Annotated in this window: 16 protein-coding genes; 3 read left to right on the top strand and 13 right to left on the bottom strand. The window is 73.0% G+C overall.

Annotation, left to right across the window (positions count from 1 at the left end; all coding sequences use genetic code 11):
* Positions 1 to 49: 49 nt before the first annotated feature.
* A complete protein-coding gene (locus tag IEX42_RS07540; RefSeq protein WP_188779224.1) occupies positions 50 to 508 on the top strand; it encodes a nuclear transport factor 2 family protein in 459 nt (152 codons plus the stop codon).
* A gap of 4 nt (positions 509 to 512) precedes the next feature.
* Here the strand turns inward: IEX42_RS07540 and IEX42_RS07545 are convergent, their stop codons facing one another.
* From IEX42_RS07545 to groES, 13 genes are all read right to left on the bottom strand, one after another.
* Positions 513 to 905 carry a GatB/YqeY domain-containing protein gene (locus tag IEX42_RS07545; protein ID WP_229660695.1) on the bottom strand — a complete coding sequence of 131 codons (393 nt, stop codon included), beginning with the start codon at positions 903 to 905 and terminating at the stop codon, positions 513 to 515.
* Between the two features lie 77 nt (positions 906 to 982).
* The gene (locus IEX42_RS07550; protein ID WP_188779225.1) at positions 983 to 2,701 is read right to left on the bottom strand and encodes a glycerol-3-phosphate dehydrogenase/oxidase; all 1,719 of its coding nucleotides are present in this window, start codon (positions 2,699 to 2,701) and stop codon (positions 983 to 985) included.
* Between the two features lie 76 nt (positions 2,702 to 2,777).
* Positions 2,778 to 3,902: an endonuclease/exonuclease/phosphatase family protein gene (locus IEX42_RS07555; protein WP_188779226.1), complete on the bottom strand. Its 1,125-nt coding sequence runs from the start codon at positions 3,900 to 3,902 to the stop codon at positions 2,778 to 2,780.
* Positions 3,903 to 3,955: 53 nt separating this feature from the next.
* The gene (locus tag IEX42_RS07560; protein ID WP_188779227.1) at positions 3,956 to 5,062 is read right to left on the bottom strand and encodes a GuaB3 family IMP dehydrogenase-related protein; all 1,107 of its coding nucleotides are present in this window, start codon (positions 5,060 to 5,062) and stop codon (positions 3,956 to 3,958) included.
* A gap of 78 nt (positions 5,063 to 5,140) precedes the next feature.
* The gene (locus IEX42_RS07565; protein WP_188779228.1) at positions 5,141 to 5,875 is read right to left on the bottom strand and encodes a DUF4232 domain-containing protein; all 735 of its coding nucleotides are present in this window, start codon (positions 5,873 to 5,875) and stop codon (positions 5,141 to 5,143) included.
* Between the two features lie 68 nt (positions 5,876 to 5,943).
* Entirely contained in the window at positions 5,944 to 7,233 is a 1,290-nt protein-coding gene (locus IEX42_RS07570; RefSeq protein WP_188779229.1) for a sensor histidine kinase, read from the bottom strand.
* The gene (locus IEX42_RS07575) at positions 7,230 to 7,931 is read right to left on the bottom strand and encodes a response regulator (protein WP_188779230.1); all 702 of its coding nucleotides are present in this window, start codon (positions 7,929 to 7,931) and stop codon (positions 7,230 to 7,232) included. The genes IEX42_RS07570 and IEX42_RS07575 overlap by 4 nt, the downstream gene beginning before the upstream one ends.
* A gap of 190 nt (positions 7,932 to 8,121) precedes the next feature.
* On the bottom strand, positions 8,122 to 8,760 hold the full coding sequence (locus IEX42_RS07580) for a TetR/AcrR family transcriptional regulator (protein ID WP_188779231.1): 639 nt from the start codon (positions 8,758 to 8,760) through the stop codon (positions 8,122 to 8,124).
* 64 nt (positions 8,761 to 8,824) lie between these two features.
* The gene (locus IEX42_RS07585) at positions 8,825 to 9,316 is read right to left on the bottom strand and encodes a GNAT family N-acetyltransferase (RefSeq protein ID WP_229660696.1); all 492 of its coding nucleotides are present in this window, start codon (positions 9,314 to 9,316) and stop codon (positions 8,825 to 8,827) included.
* A 9-nt stretch (positions 9,317 to 9,325) separates the two neighbouring features.
* Positions 9,326 to 10,834 (bottom strand): IMP dehydrogenase, encoded by a 1,509-nt coding sequence (gene guaB, locus IEX42_RS07590; protein ID WP_188779232.1) that lies wholly within the window; start codon positions 10,832 to 10,834, stop codon positions 9,326 to 9,328.
* A gap of 42 nt (positions 10,835 to 10,876) precedes the next feature.
* Complete coding sequence (locus IEX42_RS07595; protein WP_188780993.1) at positions 10,877 to 11,662, bottom strand: GNAT family N-acetyltransferase; 786 nt, start codon at positions 11,660 to 11,662, stop codon at positions 10,877 to 10,879.
* A 114-nt stretch (positions 11,663 to 11,776) separates the two neighbouring features.
* On the bottom strand, positions 11,777 to 13,396 hold the full coding sequence (gene groL / locus IEX42_RS07600; RefSeq protein ID WP_188779233.1) for a chaperonin GroEL: 1,620 nt from the start codon (positions 13,394 to 13,396) through the stop codon (positions 11,777 to 11,779).
* Positions 13,397 to 13,587: 191 nt separating this feature from the next.
* On the bottom strand, positions 13,588 to 13,881 hold the full coding sequence (gene groES / locus IEX42_RS07605) for a co-chaperone GroES (RefSeq protein ID WP_188780994.1): 294 nt from the start codon (positions 13,879 to 13,881) through the stop codon (positions 13,588 to 13,590).
* 212 nt (positions 13,882 to 14,093) lie between these two features.
* Here groES and IEX42_RS07610 point away from each other — a divergent pair, with 212 nt between their 5' ends.
* Entirely contained in the window at positions 14,094 to 15,263 is a 1,170-nt protein-coding gene (locus tag IEX42_RS07610) for a class I SAM-dependent methyltransferase (protein WP_188779234.1), read from the top strand.
* Positions 15,260 to 16,714 carry an MFS transporter gene (locus IEX42_RS07615; RefSeq protein WP_188779235.1) on the top strand — a complete coding sequence of 485 codons (1,455 nt, stop codon included), beginning with the start codon at positions 15,260 to 15,262 and terminating at the stop codon, positions 16,712 to 16,714. The genes IEX42_RS07610 and IEX42_RS07615 overlap by 4 nt, the downstream gene beginning before the upstream one ends.
* Positions 16,715 to 16,757: the final 43 nt, after the last annotated feature.

Consider the following 16,757-nt stretch of genomic DNA (forward strand, 5'->3'; position numbering starts at 1 on the left):
TGGGGCTGCGCGTCACCTGGCCGTGACGTGGACGTGCCAGCATGGCGTGATGAGCGATCCACGTCCTCCCCTGCCGCCGTTCGACGAGCAGTCCGCCCGGGCGAAGGTGCAGGCGGCAGAAGACGCCTGGAACACCAGGGACCCGGAGAAGGTCGCCGGCGCCTACACACCGGACACGGTCTGGCGCAACCGCGACGAGTTCCTCACGGGGCGCGAGGAGGTCGTCGCCTTCCTGACCCGCAAGTGGGAGCACGAGCACGAGTACGCCCTCCGCAAGAGCCTCTGGGCGTACGCCGGCAACCGGATCGCGGTCCGCTTCCAGTACGAGTGGCACGACGATGCCGGCCAGTGGTGGCGCAGCCACGGCAACGAGAACTGGGAGTTCGACGCCGACGGCTACATGGCTCGGCGCGAAGCCTCGATCAACGACGTCGCCATCGCGGAGACAGCGCGCCGGATCCGTGGGCCGAGGGTGAACGGCGAGGCCGAGGGGATCCCACTGCGCTGACGGCTCAGGCCGTGTCGCCGAGCAGGTCGGCGACCGCTGCGGCCACGCGCCGTGAGGCACTCGCGCGGTCCAGGCGGCCGTGAGCGTCGTACGTCGCCGAAGCCTCGCGCAGGTCATCGAGCTCGCCGCGCACGACCTGAGCCTGGTCGTCGACGGAGAGCGCGCGGCGAGCAGCCTCGGTGGTGCCGACCCCAAGCGGGCTCGTCTCGACGGCACTGGACCCAGGCGACACGACGGGGACCGCCTCCGCGTTGTCGATGGCGGCCAAGCAGGTGCGCAGCGCGTCGGCCAGGTCGCGATCACGCGCGCGGCGCGCCTCGAGCAGGGCCGATCGCAGACGTTCTCTCAGCGACGAGCTCATGGGCCGATCGTCTCGCGACACCGTCGTGCCCGCCATTGCTTTGAGCGAGGCACGTGCCGAGGCTGCGGTGTCCCCTGTTCCTGGGGAACGCGCAGCAGGCCGGCCCCGACCGCTCAGACCGCCCAGGAGCCCTCGGGCGCGCTGACGCGGGCCTCGTCGGCCTCGGAGTCGGTCATCATCTCCTGGCTCTGCCGCTCGGCCTCGACCCGGCGCAGGTAGTGGTCCACCTCGTCGTCGACGCGTGCGGAGTCCCAGCCGAGGACGCCGGCCATCAGCTCGGCGGCGGGGCGGGCGGCGCCGGTGCCGCGGTCGAAGGTCTCGATGGAGAGCCGGGTACGCCGGGTGAGCACGTCGTCGAGGTGCCGGGCACCCTCGTGCGTGACGGCGTACACCACCTCGGCGGCCAGGTAGTCGTCGTTGCCCTCGAGCGGCTCGCCCAGCGACGCGTCGTCGGCGATGATCGAGAGGACCTCGTCGACGAGCCCGCCGTACCGGCCGAGCAGGTGGTCGATCCGGGAGACGCTCAGCCCCGACGAGCGGGCGAGCGACACCCGCTGGGCGGTGCGGAGCTCGAAGCCGGACGCACCGATCAGCGGCACCCGGTCGGTGATCGAGTCGCGCACGGACGCGCCGCGCTGGGCCAGCGTCTCGGCGGCGACGTCCACGGCGTCCTTCGCCATCACGCGGTACGTGGTCATCTTGCCGCCGGCGATCATCACCAGGCCGGGCACGGGAGCGACGACGGTGTGCTCCCGCGAGATCTTCGAGGTCGGCTCCGACTCGCCCTTCGCCAGCGGTCGCAGGCCGGCGTACACGCCCTCCACGTCCTCGTGGTCCAGCGGCTCCTTCAGCAGGGTGTTCACGTGCTGGAGGATGTAGTCGATGTCGGCGCGGGAGGCGGCCGGGTGCGCGAGGTCGTGCTTCCACGGGGTGTCCGTGGTGCCGATGATCCAGTGCCGTCCCCACGGGATCACGAAGAGCACCGACTTCTCGGTCTTGGTGATGAAGCCGGCCGAGGAGCGGATCCGGTCCCGCGGGACCACGATGTGCACGCCCTTGGACGCCTCGACCTTGAGCTGCCCGCGGCCGCCGACCATCTCCTGGATCTCGTCGGACCACACCCCGGCGCCGTTGATCACGACCTTGGCGCGGATCTCCAGGTCGGCGTCGTTCTCCAGGTCGCGAGCGGTCACGCCGACCACGGCGTCGCCCTCGCGCAGGAACCCGGTCACCTTCGTGCGGGAGGCGACGTGGGCGCCGTACGACGCCGCCGTGCGCGCCACGGTCATCGCCAGGCGCGCGTCGTCGACCTGGCAGTCGTAGTAGCGGATCGCGCCGTGCAGGTCCTGGGTGCGCAGGTCGGGGGCCATCCGCTCGATCTGCTTGCGGAACAGGTGCTTGTGCTTCGGGACGCCCATGTCGTACTTCCCGGCCATGGCCATGCCGTCGTAGAGCACGAGGCCGGCGCCGACGTACGGCCGCTCCCACGCGTGGTGCAGCGGGTAGAGGAACGGCACCGGGCGGACCAGGTGCGGGGCGAGCCGGGTGAGGAGCAGGCCGCGCTCCTCCAGCGCCTCCTTGACCAGGCCGAAGTCGAACATCTCGAGGTAGCGCAGGCCACCGTGCACGAGCTTCGAGGAGCGCGAGGAGGTGCCCGAGGCCCAGTCGCGCTGCTCGATCAGCCCGGTGTTCAGGCCACGCGACACCGAGTCCAGCGCGGTGCCCACGCCGGTGATGCCACCGCCCACGACGAGGACGTCGAGCTCGCCGGCGCCCATCGCCTCCAGTGCGCGGGAGCGGGCTCCAGGACCAAGGTCTGCGGTGAGGCTCATGCCTCCATAATGCCGGTCGGGCGGCCACTCATCCCAGTACGGAGGCGACTGTTCTCACAGCAGCCCCGAGGATGTCCTAACCGCCGACCGTCACCGTCGTGGTGAGGAACGGGTGGTCGGAGGACGCGCGGACGAAGCCGGAGTTCTCCCGCACGTAGTCGGTGAACGACACGTCGCTCGTGCCCATCACCCAGTCGATCCAGGGTCGCGGCGCCACCCGGCACCCCCCGGAGGCGGTGCTCCCGTCGGCGGAGTGCATGGCCGCCCGCGGTCCCATGTCGCAGAAGTACTCTCGCCGGTCGTTCATGTCGCCGGCCACGATCAGCGGCTGCTTGGTCGCCGCGCGCAGGGCGTTGGCGTCGGCGACCTGCTTGCCGACCGCCACCCGCCGCCACTTCGCGGAGTTGGCGTGCCCGCAGCAGGAGGCCGCGTTGTGGTAGCTGGCGAACCAGACCTGCGCGCCGGTCTGCTTGTTCTGCAGCAGCACCCGGGGCATCCGGCGCTGCGCGCCGCCGAAGTACGGGTAGGTCCGGGTCTCCCCCTTGACCAGCGTCCAGGTGTCGGAGCGCCAGAGGATCGCGTTGTCGGCCTCGTACGACTTCACGCCGAGGCTCGCCTCGGACCAGCGTCCGTTCGCGGCGCCGAAGAACGCGCGTCGGTTCGCGCCCGCGAACTCCTGCAGCGCCGCGACGGTGGCGCCCGACCGGTTCAGCAGCGTCAGCGCGTTGCGCGAGCGCTGCGGGACGTTGCCTCGGTGGCTGGCGCCCTGCACGTTGAACTCCGCGAAGACGAACGTGGCGCGGGGGGCCGCGGTGGCGGAGGCCCGGGCGGAGGCCCGGGCGGACGCCTGCGCGGACGCTTGGGCCGCCCGCTTCCTGGTCTGCGCCTGCGCCTTGCCCGCCAGCTTGGCCAGCGCGTCCTTCCGCCCGTCGAGCGCCTGGTCCAGGGCGACCCGCTCGGCCTTCGTCGGCCCGGTCGGTGTGGCGCTCGGTGTCGCGGTGGCTGACGGCTGCGGCCGGTCCGGACGGCCGTCGGTCAGCGAGGCCTTCGAGCTTCCCGCATCGCGCCACACGAGCGCGAAGCTGCCGACGAGCACCACGAGGACGACACCGACCACCAGCGCGAGCACCGGCCAGGCACGCGCCGGCCGAGAAGGCGGCCTGGCGCGCTCGGGTTCAGGCGTGAGGGGTCCGTCCGGCACCGCGCAACCCTAACCGCGAACGACGCGAAACGGTGAAGGACGGCCACACGCGGCTACTGGACGACGACCTCGACCCGCTGGAACTCCTTGAGCTCGGTGTAGCCGGTGGTGGCCATCGACCGTCGCAGGGCGCCGACGAGGTTCATCGTGCCGTCCGCCACGCGTGCGGGCCCGAACAGGATCTCCTCCAGCGTGCCGACGCGCTCCATCTCGACGCGCTCGCCGCGCGGCAGCTCTGCGTGCACGGCCTCGCTGCCCCAGTGGAAGCCCTGTCCGGGCGCGTCGATCGCGCGGGCGAACGGCGAGCCGACCATCACCGCGTCGGCGCCGCAGGCGATCGCCTTGGCGACGTCCCCGCTGCGGCCGATCGACCCGTCGGCGATGACGTGGACGTAGCGCCCACCGGACTCGTCGAGGTAGTCGCGCCTGGCCGCTGCGACGTCGGCGACCGCCGAGGCCATCGGCACCGAGATCCCGAGGACGGTGCGGGTGGTGTGGGCGGCACCGCCGCCGAAGCCGACCAGGACGCCGGCCGCACCCGTACGCATCAGGTGCAGCGCGGCCTGGTGGGTCGCGCAGCCGCCGACGATCACCGGGACGTCGAGCTCGTAGATGAACTCCTTGAGGTTCAGCGGCTCCGCCTGCGACGAGACGTGCTCCGCCGAGACGGTCGTCCCCCGGATGACGAACATGTCGACCCCGGCGTCGACGACGGTCTTGGCGAACTCCTTGGTCCGCTGGGGGCTCAACGAGCCGGCGACGGTCACGCCCGACTCGCGGACCTCGCGCAGCCGCTCGGTGATCAGCTCCGCCTTCACCGGCTCGGCGTAGATCTCCTGCATCCGGCGCACGGCGGCGTCGCCCGAGAGGGAGGCCACCTCGGAGAGCAGGTCCGAGGGGTCGTCGTACCTGGTCCACAGGCCCTCGAGGTTGAGCACGCCGAGGCCGCCGTGGTGGCCGAGCGCGATCGCGGTCTCCGGCGACATCACCGAGTCCATCGGCGCGGCCACGATCGGGAGCTCGAAGCGGTAGGCGTCGATCTGCCAGTCGATCGAGACCTCCTCCGGGTCCCTCGTGCGACGGCTGGGCACGATCGCGATGTCGTCGAAGGCGTAGGCACGGCGGGCCCGCTTGGCGGCGCCGATCTCGAGGTCGTTCACCCGCAGCACGGTACCGGCCCCGCGCCGCTCACGAGGAGCCGCGCGGGGCCGGGTGCGTCCGTGCTGCTCAGTGCGAGGTCACTGCACGGTGCCGACGGCGGTGACGCTCAGCTGGGACTTGCCGCCGGGCAGCTTCTTCGAGCAGGCCCGGAACGAGGACTCCCGCACGAACACGCTCGCCCGGGAGTCCGGCGGGTAGATCCGGAAGCCGTCGGCGGCGACGGGGGCGCAGGAGTCGCCGTACACGCCCGGGCTGGCGATGCGCAGCTGTGCGCGCGCCTGCGAACCCGGGGCCAGGGTCGTCCGCTTGGTGGGTCCGATGAAGGTCGCGCCGCGTCCGAGCTGGGTCCCGGACCCGTTGCCGACGAAGGAGACCCCCGGGTGCCCGTCGAGGACGCAGGTCGAGGAGGACGTGTTCGCGAAGGTGAGCTCGGTGTAGACGCTGCCGGCGGTCCCGCCGCCGTTGCCGGCCGGCGAGGACTCGGAGACCTTCAGGTCGCCGGCCGAGCAGATGCTCGTACCGGACGAGCCGGACGGGGAGCCGGACGAGCCGCCCGAGCTGCTCCCGGAGCCACCCGACGAGCTGTCGCCGGAGGTCGAGCCGGACGGCTCGGCCGAGGCGCTCTGCGACGGGGAGGTCGCCGGGGTCGGGGTCGGGGTGACGGACACGGTCGTGGCCGGGGCCGTGCCGGTCGAGGACTCCACGCCGTTGCCGCAGCCGGCGAGGGTGACGCCGAGACCGGCGACCAGCACCGCGCAGGAGGCGGCCCGTACGCGTCGGGCCGGGGTTCGGTGTGCCATCGGGTTCGTCATGGGGACGACGCTAGGCGAGGCCGGTCGCGGCCCGGGCACACCGACGTCACGGGTCGGGGCCGGTCCTCTCACGAGATCGTGACCTCGCCGTGAGGTGACCGTGACCCCGGCTCGCCCGGCAGCACCAGGGTGACCAGCGCTCCGCCGCCCTCGGCGTTGGCGAACCGCAGGTCGGCGCCGATGACGTCGGCCTGCCCGGCGGCGATCACCAGCCCCAGCCCGTTGCCGGGGGTGCGACGCGAGCGCCGGAAGCGGCGCGGCCCGTCGGCGAGCATCGTCTCGTCGAAGCCCGCGCCGTGGTCGCGCACCAGGACCGACGAGCCGCGCTGGACCACCTCCACCGGAGGCGCACCGTGCGCGACCGCGTTGCGTACGAGGTTGCTCAGCACACGCTCGAGGCGGCGGGGGTCGGTGACGACGCGTACCGGGTCCGGGTCGGCGCCGACCCGGACCGCCTGCTCGACGAGTTCCCCGGTCGCGACCCCACGTCGTACGGCTCGGCGCACCGCCTCGGCGAGGTCGACGCTCTCCAGGTCGGCCGTCTCGGACCCGCGGTCGAGCCGGGCGACCTCGAGCAGGTCCTCGACGAGCGCGGCCAACGCGGCGGCGCGGTCGCGGACCAGCACCGCCGGGCGGGAGTCGTCGAGCAGGTCGGCGGCCGTGGTCAGACCTGTCACGGGCGTACGCAGGTCGTGGGCGACGTCGGCCGTGAACTGCTGCTCGGCACGCAGCCGGGCGTCCAGCCTCGCGGCCATCGCGTCGACGGCGTCCGCGAGCTCGCCGATCTCGTCGCTGCGTCCGCCGACCGCCTCGCGCAACGATCCGGCCGGCTCACCGGCGGCGACCCGACGTGCGGTCCGAGCGGCACCGCGCAGCGGCCGGGCGATCCGCGCGGCCGACAGCAGCCCGAGGAGGATGGCGACGACGACGGTCGTCCCACCGGCGAGCAGCAGCGCCCGGTCCAGAGCCCGGACCGACCCGTCGACGACGTCGACGCTGGTGCGCGTGCTGATCACCTCGTCGCCGACCCGCGCCGCCGCCCACACGACGCGGGTCCGGCCACCGGTGACGAGCGTGCCGCGGTCGCCGCTGCTGCGGACCGCGCGTCGCAGCTCGGCCGGCAGCCGGGTGTCGTCGAGGGAGGCGTCGAAGCTGAGCAGCCGGGTCCGCCGGTAGACGTCGACGGCCGCCGCGATCTGCGCGTCGGCGGTGTCGCGCGACTGGCGGACCCGGTCGAGCACCACCATCTGGTGCACCGCGAGCCCGAGGGCGGCGACGGCGAGCAGCACGATGCCCGCCACGGTGGCGGCGATCCGCAGCTGCAGACCCCTGCGCGACCGACCGGAGCGCCCGCTCACGTGCGCAGCCGGTAGCCGAAGCCACGGACCGTCTCGACGAGCTCGGCACCGACCTTCGTGCGCAGCCGCTGCACGTGGACGTTGACCAGGTGGGCGTCGTCCTCCCAGTCCTCGTAGTCCCACACGCGCTGCAGCAGCTGACCGCGGGACAGCACTGCGCCGCGGGCGTCGATCAGCTCGATCAGCAGCCGCAGCTCGGTGGGCGTCAGCGGGACCGGCTCCCCGTCTCGGCGCACCTCCATAGCGCGCCGGTCGACGGTGAGGTCGCCGACCTCCTCGACGCCGGCCGACGACTCCTCCCCCGCGCTCTCGGCACCCGTGGCCGGCTGCTCGGCCCGGCGGAGCACGCTGCGCAGCCGGGCGAGGAGCACCTGCACGTCGAACGGCTTCGTCACGTAGTCGTCGGCGCCGGCCTCGAGCCCACCGACGACGTCGACGGAGTCGCTGCGGGCCGAGATCAGCACCACCGGGGTGGGTCCGGACTCACGGACGCGCCGGCACAGGGTCACCCCGTCCATGCCCGGCAGCATGACGTCGCTGAGCACGAGGTCGTACGCCTCGTCGGCGAAGCTCTCCCACGCCTCGAGGCCGTCCTGGGACCAGGTCACGGTGTAGCCGTGCCGCTCCAGGTGCAGCGCGGTCGCCTCCCCGATCACGGGATCGTCCTCGACCAGCAGCAGTCGACCCGTCTGCGTCACCGAGCGTTCCTCCCGTCGGGTGCGTGGCGTACGACGCACAGTCTCACGGTCGGCGCGAGGGGGCGTGACGGGCTCGCGCGTCTCCCCCCAGAGACTGGTCCGGCGCTCAGCGCCCGACGGCCGAGCCCGTCACGAGCACGCAGTCTCGCAGAGTTCGATGCACGGTGGCAACAGGCAAAAAGATTGGCCCTCAGCCGCGGATGATCCGGTCGAGCTCGGCACGCAGCCACGCGGTGTAGTGCGCCTCGTCCCAGCCGAGCTCCTGGGTGAGCTGGAGGTACACCTCGCCCGAGGTGGTGAGGTACACCAGGTCGACGGTCTGCTGGTCCGGGCTGCCGTCCGAGGGGCCCTCGCCCAGCATCGTCACGAGGTCGTGCGCCATGGCGGCACGCTGGGCACGGCCATCGCGGATCAGCTCCAGGGCCTGGGCGTCCTCGCCCGCCGCGTGGATCATCGCCGGCATCAGCGGGGCCATCGTGCGCAGCGACCGCACGACGAACTCGACCGCACGGTCCAGCCGCTCCTCGCGGTCGTCGACCTGCTCCAGGTGCAGGGCCGCGGTCGCCCCGGTGATGTCGCCGCCGTCGCCGAAGGTGCTGCTGCGGACCGCGGTCAGGAGCAGGCCCGGCTTGCCGCCGAAGGCACCCGAGACCAGCTCGGTCGAGACGCCCGCCTCCTTGGCCACCAGGGCGAGGGTGGTGCCGGTCCAGCCGTGCTGGGCGAACAGGCGGGTCGCGACCTCGACCACGCGCTCACGGCGCCGCTGCGCGGCCGCCTGGCGCCCGGAGGAGTCGTACGCACGCTTGGTGCGCGTCGGTGTGGCTGTCATGCACTCTTCCTGACGTCGGGATCCTGCTCTCGTCGATGATGCCAGGTCCCCCGCACGGGGGAGGTCACGGCTCACCGACGAGCTCGAGATACATCACGTGGAGGTCGGCGTAGTCGCCGTTCGGTCGCCGGAAGGCGCCCGGCACCGTCCCGACGACCCGAAAGCCGACCCGCTGCCACAGGCGTACTGCCGCCTGGTTGGTCGCGACGACCGCGTTGAAGCAGATCGCGCGGAAGCCGTTCTCGCGGTGCCACTCGACGACGTGGTCGGCGAGCGCCCGACCCACCCCGCGACCCTGCGCCTGCGGCGAGACCATGAACGAGGCGGTGCCGACGTGCGAGCCCTGGGCCGCGCGGTTCGGACCCATCTTCGCCGTGCCCAGCACCCGGTCGCCGTCGACCGCCACGACGATGTGCGCGGCGTCGGACCAGAAGGCGCGCGCCTGCGCCTGGCCGATCCCGTGGTCGAGGGTGTACGTCTCCCCCTCCGCCGCCACCGTCGCGATGATCGCCAGCACGCCCGGCCAGTCGCCCTCCTGCAGGGCGCGCAGGCGCACGGCCACGCCTCAGTGCCCCGGGTAGTTCGGCGCCTCGACCGTCATCCGCACGTCGTGCGGGTGCGACTCCTTGAGGCTGGCCTGGGTGATCCGGACGAACCGGCCCTTGTCCTGCAGCTCGGGCACCGTGCGCGCGCCGACGTAGAACATCGACTGGTGCAGCCCGCCGACCAGCTGGTGGGCCACCGCCGACAGCGGCCCGCGGTAGGCGACCTGGCCCTCGATCCCCTCGGGCACCAGCTGGTCGTCGCTGGTGACCTCGGCCTGGAAGTAGCGGTCCTTGGAGTACGACTTCTTGCCGCGGCTGCTCATCGCGCCCAGGGAGCCCATCCCGCGGTAGGCCTTGAACTGCTTGCCGTTGACGAAGACCAGCTCGCCGGGGCTCTCCTCGCAGCCGGCCAGCAGGGAGCCGACCATGACCGAGCTGGCCCCGGCGACGATCGCCTTGGCGATGTCGCCGGAGTGCTGCAGGCCACCGTCGGCGATGACGGGGACGCCGGCAGGACCACAGGCCAGGGAGGCCTCGTACACCGCGGTGACCTGTGGCGCGCCGACGCCGGTGACGATCCGGGTGGTGCAGATCGACCCGGGACCCACGCCGACCTTGACCGCGTCGGCACCGGCGTCGACGAAGGCCTGGGCGCCGGCGCGGGTGGCGACGTTGCCGCCGATCACCTGGACGTGCCGCGTGGCCGGGTCGCTCTTGAGCCGGCGGACCATGTCGGTCAGCATCCGGACGTGGCCGTGGGCGGTGTCGGCGACGAGCACGTCGACCCCGGCGTCGATCAGCGTCGTCGCGCGCTCCCACGCGTCGCCGAAGTAGCCGATCGCCGCGCCGACCATCAGCCGGCCGTGGGCGTCGTTGGAGGCCAGGGGGAACTGCTCGGACTTGACGAAGTCCTTGACCGTGATCAGCCCGGCCAGCCGGCCCGCGTCGTCCACGATCGGCAGCCGCTCGCGCTTGTGGCGGCGCAGCAGCGTGGTGGCGTCGTCGCGGGAGATGCCGACCGGTGCGGTGATCAGCGGCATCGGGGTCATCACCTCGTCGACCTTCGTGGTCGCCCACTCCGCGACGGGGGTGAAGCGCAGGTCGCGGTTGGTGATGATGCCGAGCAGCCGGTTGTCGACGTCGACGACGGGGAGACCGGAGACGCGGTACTCGCCGCAGATGGTGTCGAGCTCCTCCAGCGTCCGGTCGGGGGTGATCGTGACCGGGTTGGAGATCATCCCGGTCTGGGTCCGCTTGACCAGGTCGACCTGGTAGGCCTGGTCCTCGGTCGAGAGGTTGCGGTGCAGCACGCCGAGCCCGCCCTGGCGGGCCATGGCGATCGCCATCCGGGCCTCGGTGACGGTGTCCATCGCCGCACTGACCAGCGGCACCTTGATCGTCAGGTCCCGGGTGAGCCGGGTGCTGGTGTCGATCTCGGACGGCGCCAGGTCGCTCTCGCCGGGGAGCAGCAGGACGTCGTCGTACGTCAGCCCGAGGGCGGCGAACTTGTCGGGGACCTCGTCGCTCATGTCACCTTCCGCGGTCGTGCCGGGGCGCCGTCCGGTGCTCGCTCACCGGCTGCGCATCGCTGGGCCCTCGAGTCTATGCCGCTGCGGCACGGCGAGCCGCACGTGGAGGTCGCCGCCGTGCAGGCGCATCCGGCCGCGGAGGCCGAGCGCGTCGAGCAGCGGGAGGGTGCCCTCGTCCGCGGCCGGCGCGACCAGCACCACCTCGTGGGCCCCCGTCGCCAGGGCCAGGCCGAGCGTCTGCGCGAGGACGGCCCGTCCGATGCCGCGGCGACGCCAGGCCGCGCGTACGACGACCGTGAGCTGCGGGACCTCCGGCTCCGGCCCTTCCGCGAGCCGACCGGTCGCCACCACCGTCGAGCCGGCCCGGGCGCGGACCACGGAGCCCGCGACCTCGACATCCACCTCGAGGTCGTCCTCGGGCGGTGGCTCGGCCGCCGCGTCGAGCACCGCGCCGAGGGCGTCCAGGCGGGCCTGCTCGATGCCGGACGGCGCTCCGGGGACGAGCCCCGCGACGACGGCGGCACGCCGCTCGGGCGCGGCGAGGACACGGTGCGCGGCCCGCAACCACCGGACGGTCTCGTCGACGATGCTCTGGTCGGGTCGGGGCTCGACCTCGACCGCCAGGCGGCCCGCCGCACCGATCAGGTCGGCCAGGTCGGTGGCGACCCAGCCGGCGGGGGTCTCCAGCACGAGCTCGTCGCGCACCTCTCCGAGAGCGGGGTGGATCTGCAGGCCGAGCACGTTCACGCCGCGCTCACCGCAGGCGCCGGCGATCCGCGCCAGGGCGCCCGGCCGGTCGGCCGTCGTCGTCCGCACGGTCCACCACATGGCGCCATCCTCGGGCGCGGGTGTGACCGGCTCGCGTCATCGCTGTTGCGGGCGCGAGAACGCCGACGGCCCCTCCGGCAGCTGCCGGAGGGGCCGTCGTACGTCGTCGAGGCGTCAGTGCCCGTGACCGTGGCCGTGTCCGGCCGCGGCGGGCTCCTCCTCCTCGGGCTTGTCGACCACGAGGGTCTCGGTGGTCAGCAGCATCCCGGCGATCGAGGTCGCATTGGTCAGCGCCGACTTGGTCACCTTCACCGGGTCGAGAACGCCCTGCGCGACGAGGTCGCCGTACTCGGCGGTCGCGGCGTTGTAGCCCTGCCCGACGCCGAGCTCGCGCACCTTGGTGGTGACGACGTAGCCGTTCTCGCCGCCGTTCTCGGCGATCCAGCGCAGCGGCTCGTCGGCCGAGCGGCGCACGATCCGCGCGCCGATCGCCTCGTCGCCGGTGAGCCCGAGGCCGTCCTCGAGGACGGAGACCGCGTGCACGAGGGCCGAGCCGCCACCGGCGACGATGCCCTCCTCGATCGCGGCGCGCGTGGCGGACACGGCGTCCTCGATGCGGTGCTTCTTCTCCTTCAGCTCCACCTCGGTGGCGGCACCGACCTGGACGACGCAGACGCCGCCGGCCAGCTTGGCCAGGCGCTCCTGCAGCTTCTCGCGGTCCCAGTCGGAGTCGGTGCTCTCGATCTCCGCCTTGATCTGCGAGACGCGGCCCTCGAGCTCGGCGGCGTCGCCACCACCCTCGACGATCGTGGTGTTGTCCTTAGTGACGACGACGCGGCGGGCGGTGCCCAGCACGTCGACGCCGACCTGGTCGAGCTTGAGGCCCAGCTCGGGGGCGATCACCTGGCCGCCGGTGAGGACGGCGATGTCCTGCATCATCGCCTTGCGACGGTCGCCGAAGGCGGGCGACTTCACGGCCACGGCCGAGAAGGTGCCGCGGATCTTGTTGACGACCAGCGTCGAGAGGGCCTCGCCGTCGACGTCCTCGGCGAGGATGAACAGCGACTTGCCGGTGCCGATCACCTTCTCCAGCAGCGGCAGCAGCTCCTGCACGGAGGAGATCTTGCCCTGATGGAGGAGGACGTACGGGTCGTCCAGCACCGCCTCCATGGCCTCCTGGTCGGTGACGAAGTGCGGCGAGAGGTAGCCCTTGTCGAACTGCATGCCCTCGGTGAACTCGAGGTCGGTGCCCATGCTGTTGGACTCCTCGACCGTGATCACACCGTCCTTGCCGACCTTGTCGAACGCCTCGGCCAGCAGGGCGCCGATGGTCTCGTCACGGCTGGACACGGTCGCGACCGCGGCCATGTCGTCCTTGGAGTCGACGTCGCGGGCGGCCTGGGACAGGGCGCCGGACACGGCCTCGGAGGCGAGGTCCATGCCGCGCTTGAGCGCCATCGGGTTGGCACCGGCGGCCACGGCGCGAAGGCCCTCGTGGACCATCGCCTGGGCCAGCACGGTCGCCGTCGTCGTGCCGTCACCGGCGACGTCGTTGGTCTTGGTGGCGACCTCCTTGGTCAGCTGGGCCCCGAGGTTCTCGAAGGGGTCGTCCAGCTCGACCTCGCGCGCGACGGTGACCCCGTCGTTGGTGATCGTGGGCGCGCCCCACTTCTTGTCGAGGACGACGTAGCGGCCCTTGGGACCGAGCGTGACCTTGACGGCGTTGGCGAGGGCGTCGACGCCGCGCTCGAGCGCGCGGCGGGCGTCCTCGTCGAACTCCAGGATCTTCGGCATTGCTGCTCCTTAGCGGAAGGAAAGTGTGGTGGAACGAGAAGACCGGGACCGCGAGGCGGCCCCGGTCTTCGCGGTGTGTCAGGACCTGAGGTGCCTGGCGCCCGGCTGGCAAGGCGGAGGAGGGAAGGCGACCTGAAGAGCGGAGCGGTCGTCGACCGACGACAACGCCGCCAGCCGGGATGCCAGGTGCCTCAGGAGACGACGGCGAGGACGTCGCGGGCGGAGAGGATGAGGTACTCCTCGCCGCCGAACTTGACCTCGGTGCCGCCGTACTTGGAGTAGATGACCTTGTCGCCGACGGTGACGTCGACGGGGACGCGGTTGCCGTTGTCGTCGACACGGCCCGGGCCGATCGCGACGACCTCGCCCTCCTGGGGCTTCTCCTTGGCGGTGTCCGGGATGACCAGGCCGGAGGCGGTGGTCTGCTCGGCGTCCACGGCCTGGACCACGATCCGGTCCTCGAGCGGCTTGATGTTGACCGACACGATGTCGACCTCCACTTTCAACGATGGGTGACTTGGGATGAGCGGGTCACCGACCTGCCTCACGCGCGCCGTCGCGGGGGTCGCGCGTGCCGGGTCGGTGCTGGCACCCTCACGGGGAGAGTGCCAGTGGCGAAACTAGCACTCAGGTGGAGCGAGTGCCAGACGCCCGGGGCGGCCGCGGCGCTCACCGCCCGCCGCGCGAGGATGCCCGGGTGGACCTCGACGCCTTCCGGTGGCTGCTGACCCCGCCGGGCCAGCAGCTGCTCGAGCGGGCGACCCGGCTGGTCGCGGACGGGGTCCCCGCCCTCAAGGCCGGGGACCGGCTGCGGCGCGACGAGTCGTCGGACCGCGTGGCGACCGCGCTCGGGCAGGTCGAGCTGCGGGCGCGGGCGGAGACGAAGTTCGGCGGGCTGGCGGAGCGGATGTACTTCACCCCCGACGGGCTGGAGCAGGCCACCCGGGTCCCGGTCGCCGAGCACCGGGCGGGACGGATGGCGGCGGCGGCGCCGTCCTCCCTCGTCGACCTCGGCTGCGGTGTCGGCGGGGACCTGATCGCGTTCGCGGCGGCCGGCCTCACCTGCGCGGGCGTCGACCTGGACCCCGTTCGCGTGGAGGTGGCCCGCGCCAACCTGGACGCGCTCGGCCTGGCCGGCGCCGTCAGCGTCGCCGACGCGACGACGATGGACCTCTCCCCGTTCGCCGTCGCCTTCGCGGACCCGGCACGGCGTACGGGCGCGGGGCGCCGGTTCGCGCCCGACTCCTGGGTCCCGCCCTGGGACTTCGTCGAGCGGCTGCTGGCCCGTGCCGCCTGCGTGAAGGTGGCGCCGGGCATCCCCCACGACCTCGTGCCCGAGGGCGTCGAGGCGGAGTGGGTCAGCCACCGCGGCGAGGTCAAGGAGGCCGCGCTGTGGTCGGGGCCGCTGGCGACGACGGCCCGCCGGGCGACGGTGCTCGCCGGGGCGGGTCTGGCCACGCTGACCGACGAGGACGCGCCGCCGGCCGAGGTCCACGCGCTCGCCGAGCACCTCTACGAGCCGGACGGGGCCGTCGTCCGAGCCGGGCTGGTGAGTGCCGTCGCCGCCCAGGTGGAGGGCGGGCTGCTGGACGAGCACATCGCCTACGTGACGTCGGCGGTGCGTCGTACGACACCGTTCGCGACCGGCTACCGGGTGCTCGAGGAGCTGCCGTACCGCGAGAAGCCGCTGCGCGCGGCGCTGCGCGAGAGAGGGATCGGGACGCTGGCCATCAAGAAGCGCGGCGTCGACGTGGTCCCCGAGGTGCTGCGCCGACGGCTGCAGCTGCAGGGGGACACGGAGGCGACGCTGGTCCTCACCCGGGTCGCCGGACGGGGGACGGCCCTCCTCGTGGAGCGGCTGCCGTGAGCGAGCACCCGCGACCCGCGCCGGAGCCCGGTCCCGTCCCCGACGGTCCTGCGGGCCGGGAGCGCTGGATCGCGCTCGCGGTGTGCTGCAGCGCGCTGTTCATGACCCTGCTCGACGTCTCGGTCACCAACGTGGCGCTGCCCTCGATCGCCGACGCGACCGGCGCCGGGTCCAGCCAGCTGCAGTGGGTGGTCTCCGGCTACACGCTGTCCTTCGGCCTGGTGCCGGTGCTGGCGGGGCGGCTGGGCGACGACCACGGCCGACGGCTGATGTTCCAGGTCGGGGTCGGTGGCTTCGTCGTGACCAGCGCGCTGTCCGGGCTCGCCCCGAACGCCGAGGTCCTGATCGCCGCCCGCGTGCTGCAGGGCGTCGCCGGCGGGCTGATCAACCCGCAGGTCTCGGGGCTGATCCAGCAGATGTTCTCCGGGCGCGAGCGCGGTCGTGCCTTCGGTGTGCTCGGCACGAACGTCGGTCTGGCCACGGCGCTCGGGCCGCTGGTCGGCGGGGCGCTGATCGCGCTGGGCGGCCCGGACCTGGGCTGGCGCCTGGTGTTCTTCGTCAACGTCCCCGTCGGGATCGTGGTGATGCTGCTGAGCCGGCGGCTGCTGCCCGTCACCCCGAGCACCGGCAGCCACCGCCTCGACCTGCTCGGCTCGCTGACGCTGGGACTGGCGACCTTCTCGGTCCTGATCGCGGCGATCGAGTACGACGCCGTCGGGCCGCTCGTCCTCGCGCTCGCCGTGCCGGTGCTGGTGCTGCTCGGGCTGTTCGTGCGTCGCGAGGCCCGGCTGACCCGGACTCGCAAGGACCCGCTGATCGACCTGCGGCTGTTCCGGGTGCCGTCGTACACCTCGGGCGTGGTGCTGGCGCTGCTGTTCTTCCCCGCCCAGGCGGGCCTGCCGCTGGTGATGGCGCTCTACTTCCAGCGCGGCCTCGGCTACACCGCGCTGCAGTCGGCCCTGGGCGTCACGGCGTTCGCGCTCGGCAGCGCGACCTCGGCACTGCTGGCCGGGCGGGTCGTGCACCGGGTCGGGCGCCCGCTGGTGGTCGGCGCGGCGAGCACCTTCGCGGTCGGTGCCGTCGCGCTCGCGCTCGTCGCGCGCACCGGACCGACCGAGCACGTCGGGCTGCTGCTGTTCGCGCCGCTGTTCGTGATGGGTGCCGGCTCGGGTGGTCTGATCACGCCCAACCAGGCGCTGACCCTGATGGAGGTCGACCCGGTCGCCGGCAGCACCGCCGGCGGGGTGCTGCAGACGGCTCAGCGCATCGGGCTGGCGGTCGGCCAGGCAGTGATCGGGGCGACGTTCCTGGCCGCGGTCGCGGGGCCGGGCGCGTCCTCGTACGGCACCGCGCTCACCGCTGCCGTCGCTGCCGCCCTGGTCTTCGTCGCCGCGGCGATCGGGGTCGGCGTGCTCGACCTCGTACGCACCCGGCGCCGCGCGTCGTCCTGACCCGCTCTTCGCGGCACACCGTCGGCCGCCTCACCGAACGCGA

Source organism: Marmoricola endophyticus, from assembly GCF_014644415.1.
In the GTDB taxonomy this organism is placed as follows: Bacteria; Actinomycetota; Actinomycetes; order Propionibacteriales; family Nocardioidaceae; genus Marmoricola; species Marmoricola endophyticus.